Origin of the sequence: Nocardioides sambongensis (assembly GCF_006494815.1) — a bacterium.
Taxonomy (GTDB): domain Bacteria; phylum Actinomycetota; class Actinomycetes; order Propionibacteriales; family Nocardioidaceae; genus Nocardioides; species Nocardioides sambongensis.
The window spans coordinates 2590324-2605690 of the sequence record NZ_CP041091.1 but is presented as its reverse complement, the minus strand read 5'-3'; the positions used below and the strand labels follow the sequence as shown (position 1 = coordinate 2605690).

The 15367-nt window shown below is 72.6% G+C and carries 15 protein-coding genes; 6 read left to right on the top strand and 9 right to left on the bottom strand.

Going from position 1 to position 15367, the window contains the following annotated elements; genetic code table 11:
• Nucleotides 1–46 precede the first annotated feature (46 nt).
• Genes FIV43_RS12340 through FIV43_RS12325 form a run of 4 tightly spaced genes read left to right on the top strand, consistent with a single transcriptional unit; the run spans nt 47 to nt 4634 of the window.
• Nucleotides 47–538, top strand: a complete 492-nt coding sequence (locus tag FIV43_RS12340; RefSeq protein ID WP_141014378.1) for a (2Fe-2S)-binding protein — start codon at nt 47–49, stop codon at nt 536–538.
• A complete protein-coding gene (locus FIV43_RS12335; RefSeq protein ID WP_141014377.1) occupies nt 535–2991 on the top strand; it encodes a xanthine dehydrogenase family protein molybdopterin-binding subunit in 2457 nt (818 codons plus the stop codon). Before FIV43_RS12340 ends, FIV43_RS12335 begins: the two co-directional genes overlap by 4 nt.
• Complete coding sequence (locus FIV43_RS12330; protein ID WP_141014376.1) at nt 2988–3863, top strand: FAD binding domain-containing protein; 876 nt, start codon at nt 2988–2990, stop codon at nt 3861–3863. The genes FIV43_RS12335 and FIV43_RS12330 overlap by 4 nt, the downstream gene beginning before the upstream one ends.
• A 12-nt stretch (nt 3864–3875) precedes the next feature.
• Nucleotides 3876–4634 (top strand): SRPBCC family protein, encoded by a 759-nt coding sequence (locus FIV43_RS12325; protein WP_141014375.1) that lies wholly within the window; start codon nt 3876–3878, stop codon nt 4632–4634.
• A 7-nt stretch (nt 4635–4641) separates the two neighbouring features.
• Here the strand turns inward: FIV43_RS12325 and FIV43_RS12320 are convergent, their stop codons facing one another.
• Nucleotides 4642–6141, bottom strand: coding sequence for an APC family permease (locus tag FIV43_RS12320; protein WP_231123154.1), 1500 nt, complete (start codon nt 6139–6141; stop codon nt 4642–4644).
• Between the two features lie 65 nt (nt 6142–6206).
• Between FIV43_RS12320 and FIV43_RS12315 the strand changes: the two genes are divergently transcribed.
• On the top strand, nt 6207–6926 hold the full coding sequence (locus FIV43_RS12315) for a M50 family metallopeptidase (protein ID WP_141015912.1): 720 nt from the start codon (nt 6207–6209) through the stop codon (nt 6924–6926).
• 6 nt (nt 6927–6932) lie between these two features.
• Here FIV43_RS12315 and FIV43_RS12310 read toward each other — a convergent pair whose 3' ends face one another.
• The 7 genes from FIV43_RS12310 to FIV43_RS12280 form a co-directional block, all read right to left on the bottom strand.
• The gene (locus FIV43_RS12310) at nt 6933–7643 is read right to left on the bottom strand and encodes a hypothetical protein (protein WP_141014374.1); all 711 of its coding nucleotides are present in this window, start codon (nt 7641–7643) and stop codon (nt 6933–6935) included.
• Entirely contained in the window at nt 7640–8569 is a 930-nt protein-coding gene (locus FIV43_RS12305; RefSeq protein WP_141014373.1) for a vWA domain-containing protein, read from the bottom strand. The genes FIV43_RS12310 and FIV43_RS12305 overlap by 4 nt, the downstream gene beginning before the upstream one ends.
• On the bottom strand, nt 8566–9630 hold the full coding sequence (locus FIV43_RS12300; protein ID WP_141014372.1) for a vWA domain-containing protein: 1065 nt from the start codon (nt 9628–9630) through the stop codon (nt 8566–8568). Before FIV43_RS12300 ends, FIV43_RS12305 begins: the two co-directional genes overlap by 4 nt.
• A complete protein-coding gene (locus FIV43_RS12295; protein ID WP_141014371.1) occupies nt 9627–10103 on the bottom strand; it encodes a hypothetical protein in 477 nt (158 codons plus the stop codon). Before FIV43_RS12295 ends, FIV43_RS12300 begins: the two co-directional genes overlap by 4 nt.
• Entirely contained in the window at nt 10087–10971 is an 885-nt protein-coding gene (locus FIV43_RS12290; RefSeq protein WP_141014370.1) for a DUF58 domain-containing protein, read from the bottom strand. Before FIV43_RS12290 ends, FIV43_RS12295 begins: the two co-directional genes overlap by 17 nt.
• 13 nt (nt 10972–10984) lie before the next feature.
• Nucleotides 10985–12034 carry an AAA family ATPase gene (locus FIV43_RS12285; RefSeq protein ID WP_141014369.1) on the bottom strand — a complete coding sequence of 350 codons (1050 nt, stop codon included), beginning with the start codon at nt 12032–12034 and terminating at the stop codon, nt 10985–10987.
• 96 nt (nt 12035–12130) lie between these two features.
• Nucleotides 12131–12952, bottom strand: coding sequence for an RDD family protein (locus tag FIV43_RS12280; protein WP_141014368.1), 822 nt, complete (start codon nt 12950–12952; stop codon nt 12131–12133).
• Between the two features lie 62 nt (nt 12953–13014).
• Here FIV43_RS12280 and FIV43_RS12275 point away from each other — a divergent pair, with 62 nt between their 5' ends.
• A complete protein-coding gene (locus tag FIV43_RS12275) occupies nt 13015–14019 on the top strand; it encodes a stage II sporulation protein M (RefSeq protein WP_231123152.1) in 1005 nt (334 codons plus the stop codon).
• Nucleotides 14020–14046: 27 nt separating this feature from the next.
• Here FIV43_RS12275 and FIV43_RS22400 read toward each other — a convergent pair whose 3' ends face one another.
• Nucleotides 14047–14880 (bottom strand): DUF58 domain-containing protein, encoded by an 834-nt coding sequence (locus FIV43_RS22400; protein ID WP_231123150.1) that lies wholly within the window; start codon nt 14878–14880, stop codon nt 14047–14049.
• Nucleotides 14881–15367: the final 487 nt, after the last annotated feature.

The window sequence follows — 15367 nt, the reverse complement described above, 5'->3', positions numbered from 1 at the left end:
CCTAGCGTGAGCCGGGTCACAGGTCCCACGCGCTCAAGGGAGAGTCATGACCCGGATCAGCCTCACCGTCGACGGCCAGCAGGTCAGCGACGACGTCGAACCGCGCACCCTGCTCGTGCAGTACCTGCGCGAGCACCTCGGCAAGACCGGCACGGTCATCGGGTGCGACACCAGCAACTGCGGCGCCTGCACCGTGCACCTGGACGGCACCAGCGTGAAGTCGTGCAACGTGCTGGCCGTCCAGGCCGACGGCTCCGAGGTCACCACCGTGGAGGGCCTGGCCGGCGAGGACGGCGCCCTGCACCCGGTGCAGGAGGCCTTCCGCGAGTGCCACGGCCTGCAGTGCGGCTTCTGCACCCCCGGGATGATCATGCAGACCGTCGACCTGCTCGCGGAGAACCCGGACCCCTCGGAGGAGGCGATCCGGCTCGGGCTGGAGGGCAACCTCTGCCGGTGCACCGGCTACCACAACATCGTCCGCGCGGTGCAGCACGCCGCCGGCGCGCAGAGCGGCCAGGACGCGGAGGTGACGGCATGACCGCCGTGCAGGAGCCGGCCGCCGGAGCGGAGATCGGACGGGACCGGCGGCGCAAGGAGGACCAGCGGCTGATCACCGGCCGCACCCGGTGGACCGACAACCTCACCCTCCCGGGCATGCTGCACCTGGCGATGGTGCGCAGCCCCTTCCCGCACGCCCGGATCACCTCGATCGACACGGCGGCCGCCAAGGCCGCGCCCAACGTGGTCGCGGTGCTCACCGGCGCCGACCTCGCCGAGACCCAGGGTGCCTGCATCAACGCGTGGCCGGTGGTCGAGGACCAGGTCACCCCGGTGCACCTGCCGATGCCCACCGACCGGGTCGCCTTCGCCGGCGAGACGGTGGCGGTGGTGGTCGCTCGCAGCGCCGCGGCGGCGCGCGACGCCAGCGAGCTCGTCGAGGTCGACTACGACGAGCTCCCCGCCGCGCTGGACCTGAAGGAGGCCGCGGCGGCCCACGAGGCCGGCGGCACCCTGGCCCACCCCGACCTGGGCACCAACGTCAGCGCGGTCTGGCGCTTCGACTCCGCCGAGGCCGGCACCGGCGGCGACGTCGAGCAGGCGATCGCCGAGGCCCGCAGCGGCGGGATCCTGATCGAGCGGGAGTATCGCCAGCAGCGGCTGATCCCGGCGTTCATGGAGCCGCGCAGTGTGGTCGTGGACCCGACCGGTGAGCAGATCACGGTCTGGTCGGCCACCCAGATCCCGCACATCCTGCGCTTCGCGATGGCCGCCAGCACCGGCGTGCCGGAGTCGAAGATCCGGGTGATCGCCCCGGACGTCGGGGGCGGCTTCGGCGGCAAGCTCCAGCAGACCCCGGAGGAGATGATCGCCTTCGCGGTCGCCCGCCGGCTCGGCAAGCCGGTCAAGTTCACCGAGACCCGCAGCGAGTCGCTGCTCACCGGCCACCACGGTCGCGACCAGTGGCAGCGACTCACCCTGGCCGCCACCAAGGACGGCACCGTCACCGGGCTCAAGGTCGACCTGCTGGCCGACCTCGGCGCCTACGTCGCGATCGTCGGCGGCGGTGTCCCGGTGCTGGGTGCCTTCATGTTCAACGCGATCTACAAGTTCCCCGCCTACCAGTTCCAGACCACCAACGTGCTCACCAACAAGACCTGGACCGACGCCTACCGGGGCGCCGGGCGGCCGGAGGCGACGTACGGGATCGAACGGCTGATGGACGAGCTGGCCGCGGAGATCGGGGTCGACCCGCTGGAGATCCGGGAGCGGAACTGGATCACGCACGAGGAGTTCCCGTTCACCACCGTGGCCGGGCTGGAGTACGACTCGGGCAACTACGAGGCCGCCACCGCGCGCGCCAAGGAGATGCTCGGCTACGACGAGCTCCGGGCCGAGCAGGCCGAACGTCGCGCCCGCGGCGACCGGGTCCAGCTCGGGATCGGGGTCTCGACGTTCACCGAGATGTGCGGCCTCGCCCCCTCGCGGGTGCTCGGCTCGCTCAACTACGGCGCCGGTGGCTGGGAGCACGCGGAGATCCGGATGCTGCCCACCGGCAAGGTCGAGGTGATCACCGGGGCGTCGGCGCACGGCCAGGGCCACGAGACCGCCTTCAGCCAGATCGTCGCCGACCGGCTCGGCGTGCCCTTCGAGGACGTCGAGGTGCTGCACGGCGACACCCAGATCTCGCACAAGGGGCTGGACACCTACGGCTCGAGGAGCCTGGTGGTGGGTGGCGAGGCCCTGGTCAGGGCGGTGGACAAGGTGATCGAGAAGGCCCGCCCCGTCGCCGCGCACCTGCTCGAGTCCTCCGCCGACGACCTGGAGTTCAGCGGTGGCTCGTTCACCGTCCGCGGCACGGACAGTGCGCTGGCGATCACCGAGATCGCCACCGCGGTCTTCGCCGCCCACAACCTGCCCGACGGGATGGAGCCGTCGCTGGACTCCGAGGCCACCTACGACCCGGTGAACTTCAACTTCCCGCACGGCACCCACCTCTGCGCCGCGGAGGTCGACACCGAGACCGGTCAGGTCAAGCTGCGCAAGTACGTCTGCTGCGACGACATCGGGGTGGTGATCAACCCGCTGATCGTCGCCGGCCAGGTGCACGGCGGACTGGTCCAGGGCATCGCCCAGGCGCTCTGGGAGGAGGCGGTGTACGACGACTTCGGGACCCTGGTCTCGGGCTCGTTCACCGACTACCTGCTGCCCACCGCCGCGGACACGATCAGCTTCGAGATCGATCACACCAGCTCGCCCTGCACCACCAACTCGCTCGGTGCCAAGGGCGTCGGCGAGGCGGGCACGATCGCCTCCACCCCGGCGGTGGTCAACGCCGTCGTCGACGCCGTGCGCCACCTCGGGGTCAACGACGTCCAGATGCCCTGCACACCGGAACGGGTCTGGCGTGCGATCAACAGCGGATCGGCCGGTGGGTCCACCACCGAGGCGGCCGCGCCCCACTTCGACGCCTCGGAAGGAGAAGCACTGTGATCCCCGCCAGCTTCGAGTACGTCGCGCCGACCTCGGTCGAGGAGGCGCTGGCCGCACTGGCCGAACACGGCGACGAGGCCAAGATCCTGGCCGGTGGCCAGAGCCTGCTGCCGGTGCTGCGGATGCGGCTGAACGCCCCCGAGTGGGTGATCGACCTCGGCCGGATCGAGTCTCTGCGCGGCATCCGCGACGCCGGCGACCACCTGGCCATCGGGGCGATGACCACCCACCACGACGTCGGGCACGACCCGCTGGTGCACCAGCACGCGCTGTTGATCAGCAAGGCGGTCACCCACCTCGCCGACGCCCAGGTGCGCCACCGGGGCACCTTCGGCGGTGCCCTGGCGCACGCCGACCCGGCCGGTGATCTCGGTGCGCCGGCCTGCGCCCTCGGCGCCCGCTTCGTGGTGCAGGGGCCCGGCGGCACCCGCACGGTGCCGGCGGAGGAGTTCTTCGTCGACCTGTTCGAGACCGCGATCTCCGACGACGAGATCCTCACCGAGGTGCAGGTGCCCAAGTTCGACGGCTGGGGCGCGTCGTACGAGAAGTTCGTGCGGGTCGCCCACCAGTGGCCGATCGTGGCCGTCGCGGCCACCGTGCGGATGGAGGGCGACACCATCGCCGAGGCGCGCGTCGGCCTGACCAACATGGGCTCCACCCCGCTCCGGGCGACGGCCGTCGAGGAGGCGCTCGCCGGGTGCGCGGCCACCGAGGAGGGGGTGGCGGACGCCGCCGCCCTGGCCGCCGAGGGCACCGAGCCGCCCAGCGACCTGAACGGCGACGCCGACTACCGCCGTCACCTGGCCGGCGTGCTCACCCGGCGGGCGGTGCTGGCGGCCGCGGGCCGCAACGGCACCGTGGCGCCGGTCTGAGAAGGGGACGGGATGGAGCTCACCCACTCCTTCAGCGTGGCCTCACCGGTGGAGGCGACCTGGGAGCACTTCGGGGACATCGGCGCGCTCGCCGAGTGCTTCCCCGGTGCCCAGGTGACCTCGGTCGGCGAGAGCGACGACGGCGCGCCGACGTTCGACGGCACCTGCAAGGTCAAGCTCGGCCCGATCGCGCTGGTCTACACCGGCTCGGGCCGCTTCGTGGAGCGTGACGAGGCGGCGCGACGCTTCGTGGTGGAGGCCAAGGGTCGCGACAAGCGGGGCAACGGCACCGCCGGAGCGACGGTCACCGTGCAGATGGCGGCCGAGGGTGACGGCACCCGGGTCGAGGTGGCCACCGACCTGGCCATCACCGGCAAGCCCGCCCAGTTCGGCCGGGGCGTGATGCAGGACGTCTCGGACAAGCTGCTCGGCCAGTTCGTCACCTGTCTGGAGCAGAGGCTCGCCGGACCTCCCGCCGAGGCTCCGCCCGAGGCGCCCACCGACGCCGACGCCGGACCGTCCTCGGTGCCGACCGGCGCCGCTGCCGCCGAGGCGCCGGCCGATCCCGACGCCGGCCCCTCCTCGGTGCCGCCGCCCGAGCCGCCGCGTGCAGCGCCGATGCCCGCTCCGGTCGCGCCGGCCGACGACGACGCCCTCGACCTCGGTGCCGCCGTGCTCCCCGTCCTGCTGCGCAGCTATGGCAAGCAGGTCGCCGCGGCGCTCGGCGTGCTGTTCGTGGTGGTGCTCTGGCGGCGCCGGCGGCGGCGCTGAGCGGTCGCTAGGCGACGGCGTCGGGCTCCGTCTCCCGGCGCCGCAGCCGGGAGTGGCGATAGCCGTAGCCGACATAGACCAGCAGGCCGAGCACCAGCCAGACCACGAAGCGCAACCAGGTCTCCACCGCCAGGCTGGCCATCAGCCCCAGACAGCAGACGATCGAGGCGACCGGGACCAGCGGCACCAGCGGGGTGCGGAAGGGGCGCTCCATCTCGGGGCGGGTCCGGCGCAGCACCAGCACCGCGATCGAGACCACCAGGAACGCGAAGAGCGTGCCGATGCTGACCATCTCGGCGAGCACCGCGATCGGCACCAGGCCGGCCAGCAGCGCGACCCCGCCGATGGTGAGCAGCGTCATCACCACCGGCGTGCCCCAGCGGGGATGGACCCGTCCGATCACCGGCGGCAGCAGACCGTCCCGCGCGATCGCGAAGCCGATCCGGCCCATCGCGACCAGGTCGACCAGGATCACCGAGGTCAGCCCGGCCACCGCGGCGATCCCGATCAGGATGCCGGCCCAGGTGAGCCCGACCTGGTCGAACACGTCGGCCACCGCGTCGCCCTCGGAGAGGTCGGTGTAGTGCACCATCCCGGTGATCACCAGGCAGACCCCGACGTAGAGCAGCGTGCACAGGCCGAGCGTGCCGAGCAGGCCGCGGGGCATGTCCCGTCCCGGGTCCCGGGTCTCCTCGCTCAGGTTGGCCACCGCCTCGAAGCCGCTGTAGGCGAAGAACACCACCGCCGCGGCGACCAGGACGCCCGCGATCCCGTACGACGACGGTTCCGCCCCGGTCACGAACTGCCACAGCGGCGCGGTCAACGAGCCGGAGTCGGCGTCGCTGGGCTGCGGCTCGGGGATGAAGGGCACCCAGTTGCCGGTGTCGACGTAGAACGCGCCGACGGCGATCACGAAGAGGCAGACCACCACCTTGACCACGACGAGTCCGTTGGTGACCCACTTCGACTCGCGGATCCCCCGCATCGCCACCCAGCCGAGCAGCACCACGATCGCGATCGCGCCGAGGTTCACCACCGAACCCTCCTCGGCGAACCACTTGTCCGGGAGGTCGAAGACACCGGCCATGTAGCCGGACCAGCCACGGGCGACGACCGCACCGCCGAGGGCGAACTCCAGGATCAGGTCCCAGGCGATGATCCACGCGAAGATCTCGCCCATCGTGGAGTAGGCGTAGGTGTAGGAGCTGCCCGCGGTCGGCACCGCGGCGGCGAGCTCGGCGTAGCAGAGGGCGGCCAGCAGGCTCACCGCCGCCGCGATCAGGAAGCTGATCACCACGGCCGGTCCGGCGTTCTCCTTGGCCTGCAGCCCGGTGAGGGTGAAGATGCCGGTGCCGATCACGATGCCGACGCCGAAGCCGACCAGGTCGCGCGAGCGCAGGTTCTGATGCAGCTGCCCGGCCCCCGTCTCGGGTCGGGTCGGGTCGGTCCTGTTCTGCCCGATGACGTCCTCGACCGGTTTCGTCCGGAGCAGCTCGGCGAATCGCACCCGGTGACGCTAGCGGGTGGACAGGGCCCTCACCTAGCCTCGATAGCCTCGCCACCGTGGACGAGATGGGCACCGTGCTGGAGCGGATCGCCGGCGACCTGACGGCGGTGCAGCCCGAGCCGTCGCCGCGGACCCTGCTGCTGACGATGCTGCTCGGCGCGTTCCTGGTCGTTTGGGGGCCGGCCTGGCGTCGTACGCGACACGTGGTGACGATCGCCCATGAGGGCGGGCACGCGGTCGTCGCGATGCTCTGCGGACGTCGCCTCCAGGGGATCCGGCTGCACTCCGACACCTCCGGCCTGACGGTGTCGCGCGGTCGGCCCACCGGGCCGGGGATGGTGGCGACCGCCTTCGCCGGCTACCCGGCCCCGGCGGTGGTCGGGCTGATCGCCGCCCTGCTCGTCGCCGACGGCCGCGCGTTCGCCGCGCTCTGGGCCACGGTGCTCCTGCTCGCGCTGATGCTGGTCGCGATCCGCAACCTCTACGGGCTGCTGGTGATCCTGGTCGCGGGTGGAGCGACCATCGCGGTCTCCTGGTGGGCGGCGCCGGAGGCGAAGGTCGCGGTCAGCTACGTGGTGACCTGGGTGCTGCTGCTCGGGGCCCCGCGAGCGGTGCTGGAGCTCGCGGCCGAGCGGCGTCGTACCAGATCGGGGCGGTCGGACGCCGATCAGCTCGCCCGGCTCACGCCGATCCCGGCGGGGCTGTGGGTGGCCCTCTTCCTGGTCGCCACCGGTGCGGCGGCGGTGGTGAGCGCCGGAGCGCTCAGCGCCAACGCCCGCCTCTGAGTCCGATCACCACTCGGGCTGGTAGCCGCCCGACTCCTTCTGCCGCTCGTAGCGCTGCTTCTGCTTCTCGGCGCGCTCGTTCTGCTTCTCCAGCTCGCGCTCCTTGCGCTCGCGCTCCTGCTTCTTCTTCTGGTCCTCGTCGTTCTCCTTCTGGTCGTCCTTCTTCTTTTTCTGCTGTTGTTGCTGCTGCTGCTGCTCGATCTTCTTCTCCAGGCGCTCCTCGACGGCGGCGGCATCCTCCGTCTGCGCCTCGCCGCGGCCGGAGTCCTCGGGGCAGTCGCCGTCGCGCAGGGCCGTGAGACCGGCGTCCCAGGAGGCGATCGCGTCCTCGACGTCCTGCTCGTCGGCGTCCTCGTCCTCGACCAGCCCGTCCCCGACCGACTCGTGCGCCAGCGCCAGGTTGATCCGGACGGTGCACTCCTCGGCGGTGGGCACCGTGGTCAACGCGCTCTCGTACAGCTCGATCGCCGCGTCCAGGTCGCCGTCGGCGTGCTCGGCGGCGCCCCGGTCGAACGCGGTGACCCACTCCTCGAACGGGTTCACCCCGCCGGCGCTGTCGAAGGAGGCGGCCGCGTCGGCGAAGTCACCGCTGTCGAACGACTCCTCGCCGGCGCCCTGGCTGGTCAGCATCCGGGTCACCAGCACGGCGAGGACCACGGCGAGCACGGCCGGCACGACCCCCGCCAGCAGCAGCACCTTGCGCAGTCGTGGTCTCATCCTCGGCCTCCCTTGCCGCGGCGCCCGGCCAGCGCGCTGCGCGAGGTCCACAGTGCACGCCAGCCGGAGCGGAGCTCGAGCAGGACCAGCGGGAGCAGCGCCAGCCCGGCGATCCAGGTGACCTCGTTCTGTGCCCGCTCCTGGTCATCGTCGCCGCCCGGGACGTAGGTCGCCTCGAACTCGTCGGCGAGCGCGGCCATCCCCCCGGGCTCGGTGCGGGCGACGTAGTCGACGCCCAGCTGCCCGGCGAGCTCGCGGAGCGCGTCCGGGTCGGCCTTGGAGATCGCGTCCTCGCCGGTCGAGGGGTCCTGGACGAGCTCCCCGGGCTCGTCCAGGTCGTCGCCGGCCGGCATCGGGGCTCCCTCCGTGGTGCCGTAGCCGAGCACCAGGCCACCGGCGACCAGCTCGCCCACCTCGTCGTACGACGCGGTGTTGCCGTCCATCGTCCGCTCCCCGTCCGAGACGAACACGATCATCCGCCGCCGGTCGGGCCGCTGCTCCTGGGCATCGGTGAGGATGTCGACGAGCTGCTGACGAGGACGGTCCAGCGAGGAGCCGACACCACCGGTGGGCGACTCCAGCTGCATCGTCTCCATCGCCGAGGTGAACGCGTTGACGTCGGTGGTGAACGGCAGCTCGAACTGCACGTCCAGCCCGTAGGTCAGCAGTCCGAACCGGGCACCCGGCAGCGACCGGGCCAGCTGCTCCAGGTCCGCGCGGGCACCGTCGATCCGGGGCTGGTCGCCGTCGTAGTCCAGCGCCGCCATCGACCGGGTCCGGTCCAGCACCACGACCACCTCGACGTCCGCCACCTGGGTCGGTACGTCGGCCTCTCCGGCCGTCGGACGGACCAGGATCACCATCAGTGCGATCAGGATCGCCACGCGGCGGGCGATCACCAGCCCGAGCCTCAGTCGCGGGCTCATCGTCGGCCCCCTCGGCGGTCCTCGCCCTGGCGGTCGACCAGCGCGAGCACACCCTGGACCGCCCAGACGATCACCAGCAGGCCGACGCCCAGGGCGGTCACCACGATGCCGGTCTGGGGGCGCTCCAGGGTCTGCACCAGCGGCGGCTTCTCGATCTTCTTGGCCTCGAGGTCGTTGATGGACTCCACGATCCCGGAGGTGCCGCCGTCGATGCCGACCAGGGAGAACGTGCCACCGGTGTCGGTGGCCGCCTTCTCGAACTCGGCCTCGTCGCCCGGGCGCTCGGCGGTCGCGGGTGCGGCGATGGCGTGCACCACCGCGTCGTTCTCCTCCGCGTACTCCGTGGCCTCGGGGACGGTGAAGATGCCCTCGCCGATCGGGTCGTTGTCCGAGGCCAGCACGACCGCGCGGGCCCGGTCCTCGTCGGCGCGGTCGAAGCGCTGGACGCAGGAGACGAGGCCGTCGCCGAGCTGGGACGCGACGTCCTCCTTGATGTAGGTGCCCTCGACGTAGTCGATGTAGGAGTCGCCGTAGGCGAGCGCCGAGCCGAACGCCGTCTCGGCGACGCGCAGCTGCTCGCTGACGAAGTCGTAGTCGTCGGTCAGCGGGAAGACGGTGATCGCGGTCCCGTTCCAGATGGTCAGTCCGATCCGCTCACCCTGGAGCTGGGTCACGATCTCCTGGAACTGGGCGACCACATCGGCGTTGACCTCGGCCATCGAGTACGAGGCGTCCAGGCAGAGCATGATGTCGCGGTTGGCCTCGGACTGCTCCTTGGTCTGGGTCTCCTGCAGCCGCCCGGAGAGCAGGATCGCGCCGGCACAGGTGACCAGCGCGGCCAGCGTGAGCGCGGCGCCCAGCGCCGTCTGCCGGCGGACCAGCGCGCGGAAGCGCGGCAGCGAACGCAGCCGCGCGGTGTGCGCGACGTAGGTGGCGTCCTTCGGAGCGGGGCGCCACCACACCCGCAGCCAGACCACCAGCAGGGCGACGACCAGCACCGTCAGCGCCACCATCAGCCAGGGCCACAGGTAGGAGACGTCGCCCTCGGTCCACTCGTTCATCGGCCCACCACCTGGCGGGCCTGGTCCAGTGCCTCGTCGAAGACCTCGACCGCGCGGCCGTCGTCGTCGGGGGCGAACTCCGGCGGATACATCACGGTCAGGGCGTCCACCAGGTGCGGCGCCTGGAGCCGGAAGTCGGCGAGCGCCATCCGGGTGGCGGGCAGCGGGGAGACCTTCTCGACGTAGGAGCGGACGATCTCGCTCAGCCGCTGGTGTCCCGCCCGGGCCGGCAGCGCGCCGGACCGGACCTCGTCCTCCACCTGCTGGATCCGGCCGAAGTAGTCGTGCCGGATGTCCGGCGTGGTGTGCCAGGCCCGGGCGTCGGCACCGGCGCCGCGGCGCAGGCCGAGCAGCAGGACCACGGCGTAGTAGACGACGACCAGGCCGAGCGCGCCGACCGCGAGCCACACCCAGGCGCCGCTGAAGCCGACCGGACCGGCGAACTCCTCGGGCAGGTCAGCGGCGGCGAGCATGACGGTGCCTCTCCAACAGCCGGAAGACGGCGCTGATCGCGGACTCGGTGTCGCGCACCCGCTCGTGGACCACCCCGAGCTGGTCCAGCCGCCGCCGCATCCCGGACTCCTCGTGGCTCACCAGGGCGGCGTACTGCGCGGCCAGCCGGCGGTCGTGCCGGAGCCACTCGGGCACCTCGACGCCGCCGTCGACGTCGTACAGCCGGCCGGTCAGCGCCGCGTCGGTCGGGTCGACGTCGCCGATGGTGAAGAAGAGCAGCTCGTGCTGGGCCAGCAGGCGGCGCAGCAGCTCGGCCGTCTCCTCGCTCACCGTCACCTCGTCGGCGACGATCACCATGATCGTGCGGCGCTTGACGGTGCGGATGGCGTAGCGCAGCAGCGCGGCCAGATCGCTGGCCGGCGCGTCCGGCGTGGTCGCGTCGTGGACGGCGGCGAGCAGGTGCTCCAGGTGCAGCTCGGTGGAGTCGAGCGGCCGCATGTGCTGGCGCTCGCCGTCGCCGAAGACCAGGCCCACCCGGTCCCCGTGGCGCACCGCGAGGTAGCCCATCATCCCGGCGACGAAGACGGCGAGCTCGCGCTTGCTGACCATCGCGTCGTTCGAGGCCGCCATCGACCGGCCGGTGGAGACGCAGAGCATCACGGTGTGCTGGCGCTCGGCGACGTACCGCTTGACCAGCAGCTGGCGGCCGCGCGCCGACGCCTTCCAGTCGATGTCCTTCACGTCGTCGCCGCGCACGTACTCGCGCAGGTCGTTGAAGTCGATGCCCCGCCCGATCTGGGCGGCGGCGTACTCACCCTCCAGCACCCCGCGCACCTTGCGGTGGGCGTGGATGGAGAGCTTGGACTTGACCTTCGTCAGGTGGGCCATCGCAGCGGCCCGGTCAGGGGGTGGGGATCGCCCGGAACACCGCGTCGATCACGGTCTCCGGCGACACCCGGTCGGCGAGCGCCTCGAAGCTGAGGTGGATCCGGTGGCGGAGGATCCCGTAGCGCAGCTCGCGCACGTCCTCGGGGATCACGTAGTGCCGTCCCTGCACCACCGCCATCGCCCGGGCCGCCTGGAAGAACGCGATCGAGCCGCGCGGACTGGCGCCGACCTCGACGTAGGCGGCGAGCTCGCGGCCGAGCAGCTGATCGATGTTCCGGGTGGCGCCGATCAGGGCGACGATGTAGCGCTTGATCGCCGGGTCGACGTAGACCCGGCGGACCATCGACTGCAGGTCCATCACGTCGGTGGTGCTGATCGCCGGCTGCACCTTGTCCATGTGCTGGCCCAGGGTGCCGTCGCCGATCCGGTCGAGGACCTGGATCTCGTCGGCCTCGGCCGGGTAGTCGACGATCTCCTTGATCAGGAACCGGTCCATCTGCGCGTGCGGGAGGACGTAGGTGCCCTCCTCGTCGATCGGGTTCTGGGTGGCCAGCACCATGAACGGGTCCGGCAGCGGGTGGATCACGCCGGCGATCGACGTCTGCCGCTCCTGCATCGCCTCGAGCATCGCGGACTGCGTCTTGGCGCTGGACCGGTTGATCTCGTCGAGCAGCACGAAGTTGCTGTGCACCGGACCGAGCTGGGTCTCGAACTCGTGGCGACGGGGGTCGTAGACCTGGGTGCCGATGATGTCGGAGGGCAACAGGTCCGGTGTGCACTGGATCCGGGAGAAGCGGGCCGAGACCGCCTGGGCCAGCGTCGACGCGGCGAGGGTCTTGGCCAGACCGGGCACCGACTCCAGCAGCACGTGGCCCTCGGCCAGCAACGTCACCAGGAGGGCGGTGCGGACCTTCTCCTGGCCCACCACGCGCCCGGAGAAGGTGGCGTTCACCCGGTCGATGGCGGCCTTGGCCCGGGCCAGCTCGGCGCTGGTGAGGGGCCCGGCCTCGGCGGCGGCGCCGGCGGGGTTGGTGTGGTCGGTCAGGTCGGTCTGGTCAGCCATGGGTCGAGCGGCTCCTGGGAGTCACGGGCACGGACGATGCCCGGGAAGCGTGACCGACCCGAGCCGTTCCCAAACCTACTGAGGCCGTCCGCGCGATCATCCCTGCGGTGTCCACAGCCGTCGACGCAGCTCCTCCTCGCGGGCCAGCCGTCGCCGGTCCCGCTCGCGGCGCTCGGCCAGTACCGCGCACAGGACCCGCTCGGCCGGGGCCCCGCGCGGCGGCGCCGGGGCGACGTACGGCGTCAGCTCGGCCGCCAGCGATCGGGCGACCTGGTCCCGGGAGACCGGGTCCACCAGGTCGGCACGCCCGAGGAACTGCCGGATCGCCAGCGCCAGGCCGGTCGGCAACGCGGTGATGTCCGCGCCGGCGGCCCACCCGGCCAGCTCCGGCGGCATCGGTGCGGGGGACGGCAGCCGCAGGACGACCCGCTCCCGCACCACGTGGGTGCCGGCGGCGTAGTCGCCCAGCCGCTTGCCGCGCTTGCTGAGCAGGATCGAGAAGAACGCCGGGGTGCCGGCGAACGCGTAGATCTCCACGTAGCCGATCAGCGCGCGGACCAGCGCGTGGTGGAACGTGATCGGACCGCCGTCGTCGCGGACGGTGCGCAACCCGAGCGCGAGCTTCCCCAGCGACCGGCCGCGGGTCAGCGTCTCCAGGGTGGTGGGGAAGATCGCGAAGACCACCACCGAGAGCAGCACCACGGCGGCGTCCACCAACGCCGCGTCCGCGCCGATCGTCGCGATGGAGAGGACCACCAGCACCACGACCAGCAGGAGCACGGTGACGGTCACGTCGATCAGGCCTGACGCCATCCGGACGCCCAGCGAGGCCGGCGGCAGGTCCAGTGCGACGCCCTCGCCGGTCACCAGGTCGTCGTCGGTGACCGTGGCGAACTCGGTGGTGGGTGGGGTGCTCATCGCGGCCAGCCTAGGCGCGGCAGGGTGCCCGCCGGTCGCGTCACTGTCCGTAGGGTGTCGACGTGCCCCGGATCGACCTGGACGCCTACGTCGACGCCCACGCCGCGCAGTGGGCGCGGATGGAGGCGCTGCTGCGGACCCGGCGCCGTACCGGGGCCGAGGCCGACGAGCTGGTCGACGGCTACCAGCAGGTCGCCACCCACCTCTCCGTGGTGCGCACCTCCGCGCCCGACGCGGAGCTGGTCGCCTACCTCTCCTCGCTGCTGGGCCGTGTCCGGGTCAGCATGCTGGCCGGCAAGGTGATCGGGTGGCGCAACGTGGGCCGGTTCTTCACCGAGCGCTTCCCGGCGGCGCTCTACCGGATGCGCTGGTGGTGGCTGGGCTGCCTGGCCGGCAACGTCGTGGTCACCGGCGTGATGATGGCCTGGCTGGTGCAGCACCCCGAGGTGGAGCAGTCCCTGCTGCCGCCGGAGCAGGTCGATCAGCTGGTGCAGAACGACTTCGCCAGCTACTACAGCGAGAACGCCGCCGGGGCCTTCGCCACCCGGGTGTGGATCAACAACAGCTGGGTGGCCGCACTGTGCATCGCGCTCGGCATCCTGGGGCTCCCGGTGATCTGGCTGCTGTTCAACAACATCGCCAACCTCGCCATCATCGGGTCGATCATGACCCGCCACGACCGCGCCGACCTGTTCTGGGGCCTGATCCTCCCGCACGGACTGCTCGAGCTCACCGCGGTCTTCGTCGCCGGGGGAGTGGGCCTGCGCCTCTTCTGGTCCTGGATCGAGCCGGGGCAGGTGAGCCGGGCGGCCTCGCTCGCCGAGGCGGGACGGACGGCGATCACGGTCGCCCTCGGCCTGGTCGTCGTGCTCGCGCTCAGCGGGGTGATCGAGGCGTTCGTGACGCCGTCGCCACTGCCGACCTGGGCGCGGATCGCGATCGGCGTGCTCGCCGAGGTCGCCTTCCTCACCTACGTCTTCACCCTCGGCCGCTCCGCCGCGCGCCGCGGTGGCACCGGAGACCTGGACGCCGACCTGCTCGAGGACCGCGCGGTCACCCAAGCCTGAGCACGGGCCTGAGCCGGCCCGACCGCTTCAGAGCCGGCCCTGGGCCTTCAGCGCCAGGTAGTGGTCGGCCAGCGCCGGCGGCAGGTCGGCCGCCTCGGCGTCCACCACGTCGACCCCCATCCGCTCCAGCACCCGACGGGTGCGGTCGCGCCGGTCCAGCTCGGCCGCCGCGGCCGCCGCGTCGTAGACCGCGTCCACGGTCAGCTCTCCGTCCCCGTCCCCGGCTCCAGCCGCGGCCAGCCGCCCGAGCTCCGGATCCCGCACCGAGGCCAGCACCACGTGGTGGTGCCGCAGCAGCGGGCCGAGCACCGGCAGCAGGCCCTCGCTCACCGCCGCCGGCTCCAGCGCGGTGAGCAGCACGACCAGGGCCCGCTGGCGGCCGAGCCGGGCCAGCGCTCCGGTCAGCACCTCCCAGTCCGCCTCCACCAGCGCCGGCTGCAGGTCCGCCATCTGCTCGGCCAGCCGGCCGGCGACGTCCCGGGCCCCGGCCAGCCGCTCCCGGGCGCGGACCCGGTCGTCCCCGGCGAGCAGGTCCACCCGGTCGCCGGCCCGGGCGGCGAGCGACCCGAGCAGCAGCGCGGCATCCATCGCCGCATCCAACCGCGGTACGGCGCCCACCCGGCCCGGCTCGTCATCGGCCGCGCCGACCAGGGCACGCCCGGTCTCGCTGTCCACGCCCACCCGCCCGGCCGAGGTCCGCGCGGTGTCCAGCACCAGCACCACCCGGCGATCGCGCTCCGGCTGCCAGGTCCGCACCACCACGTGGGCGGAGCGGGCCGAGGCGCGCCAGTCGACGGAGCGGACGTCGTCGCCCCGGACGTACTCGCGCAGCGAATCGAACTCGGTGCCCTGGCCGCGCACCCGCACCGCGGCGCGGCCGTCCAGGTCCTGGAGCCGGGCGAGGCGGGAGGGGAGGTGCTTGCGGGAGGCGAAGGGGGCAGGGCGCGCACCGAGCCGGGCACGTCGTACCGGCGCTGACGGGCGGCCAGGTGCAGCGGACCCCAGGAGCGCAGGGTGACCCCGTCCGCGCGCAGGTCGCCGCGGCGCTGCGGGTGCAGCGGGGTGCGGACCAGCCGGGTCTGTGCGCCGGCCACCCGGAGGCGGTGCCGGTTCTCCCGCGCCCCGGCGCTGGGCTGCCACGCGTCGCGCAGGTCGACCCGCATCCGCCGCGTGCCGGTGGCCGTCGCCTCCAGGGTCGACACGGCCGGGTCGCCGAGCCGGACCGGGGGGACGGGGCGACGCCGCAGGGCGAGGCGCCGGGTGCTCGGGGCGAGCAGCAGGTCGAACCCCGTCAGCAGCGCCACGGCGAGCATCCAGAGCGCGACGGTGCCGCCCTGCGGACGCAGCA

Excerpts from the sequence above, each read along its gene's own strand:
- FIV43_RS12340 (WP_141014378.1), top strand. The coding sequence starts at position 47 with ATGACCCGGATCAGCCTCACCGTCGACGGCCAGCAGGTCAGCGACGAC.
- FIV43_RS12335 (WP_141014377.1), top strand. The coding sequence starts at position 535 with ATGACCGCCGTGCAGGAGCCGGCCGCCGGAGCGGAGATCGGACGGGAC.
- FIV43_RS12325 (WP_141014375.1), top strand. The coding sequence starts at position 3,876 with ATGGAGCTCACCCACTCCTTCAGCGTGGCCTCACCGGTGGAGGCGACC.
- FIV43_RS12315 (WP_141015912.1), top strand. The coding sequence starts at position 6,207 with ATGGGCACCGTGCTGGAGCGGATCGCCGGCGACCTGACGGCGGTGCAG.
- FIV43_RS12310 (WP_141014374.1), bottom strand. The coding sequence starts at position 7,643 with ATGAGACCACGACTGCGCAAGGTGCTGCTGCTGGCGGGGGTCGTGCCG.
- FIV43_RS12305 (WP_141014373.1), bottom strand. The coding sequence starts at position 8,569 with ATGAGCCCGCGACTGAGGCTCGGGCTGGTGATCGCCCGCCGCGTGGCG.
- FIV43_RS12300 (WP_141014372.1), bottom strand. The coding sequence starts at position 9,630 with ATGAACGAGTGGACCGAGGGCGACGTCTCCTACCTGTGGCCCTGGCTG.
- FIV43_RS12295 (WP_141014371.1), bottom strand. The coding sequence starts at position 10,103 with ATGCTCGCCGCCGCTGACCTGCCCGAGGAGTTCGCCGGTCCGGTCGGC.
- FIV43_RS12290 (WP_141014370.1), bottom strand. The coding sequence starts at position 10,971 with ATGGCCCACCTGACGAAGGTCAAGTCCAAGCTCTCCATCCACGCCCAC.
- FIV43_RS12285 (WP_141014369.1), bottom strand. The coding sequence starts at position 12,034 with ATGGCTGACCAGACCGACCTGACCGACCACACCAACCCCGCCGGCGCC.
- FIV43_RS12280 (WP_141014368.1), bottom strand. The coding sequence starts at position 12,952 with ATGAGCACCCCACCCACCACCGAGTTCGCCACGGTCACCGACGACGAC.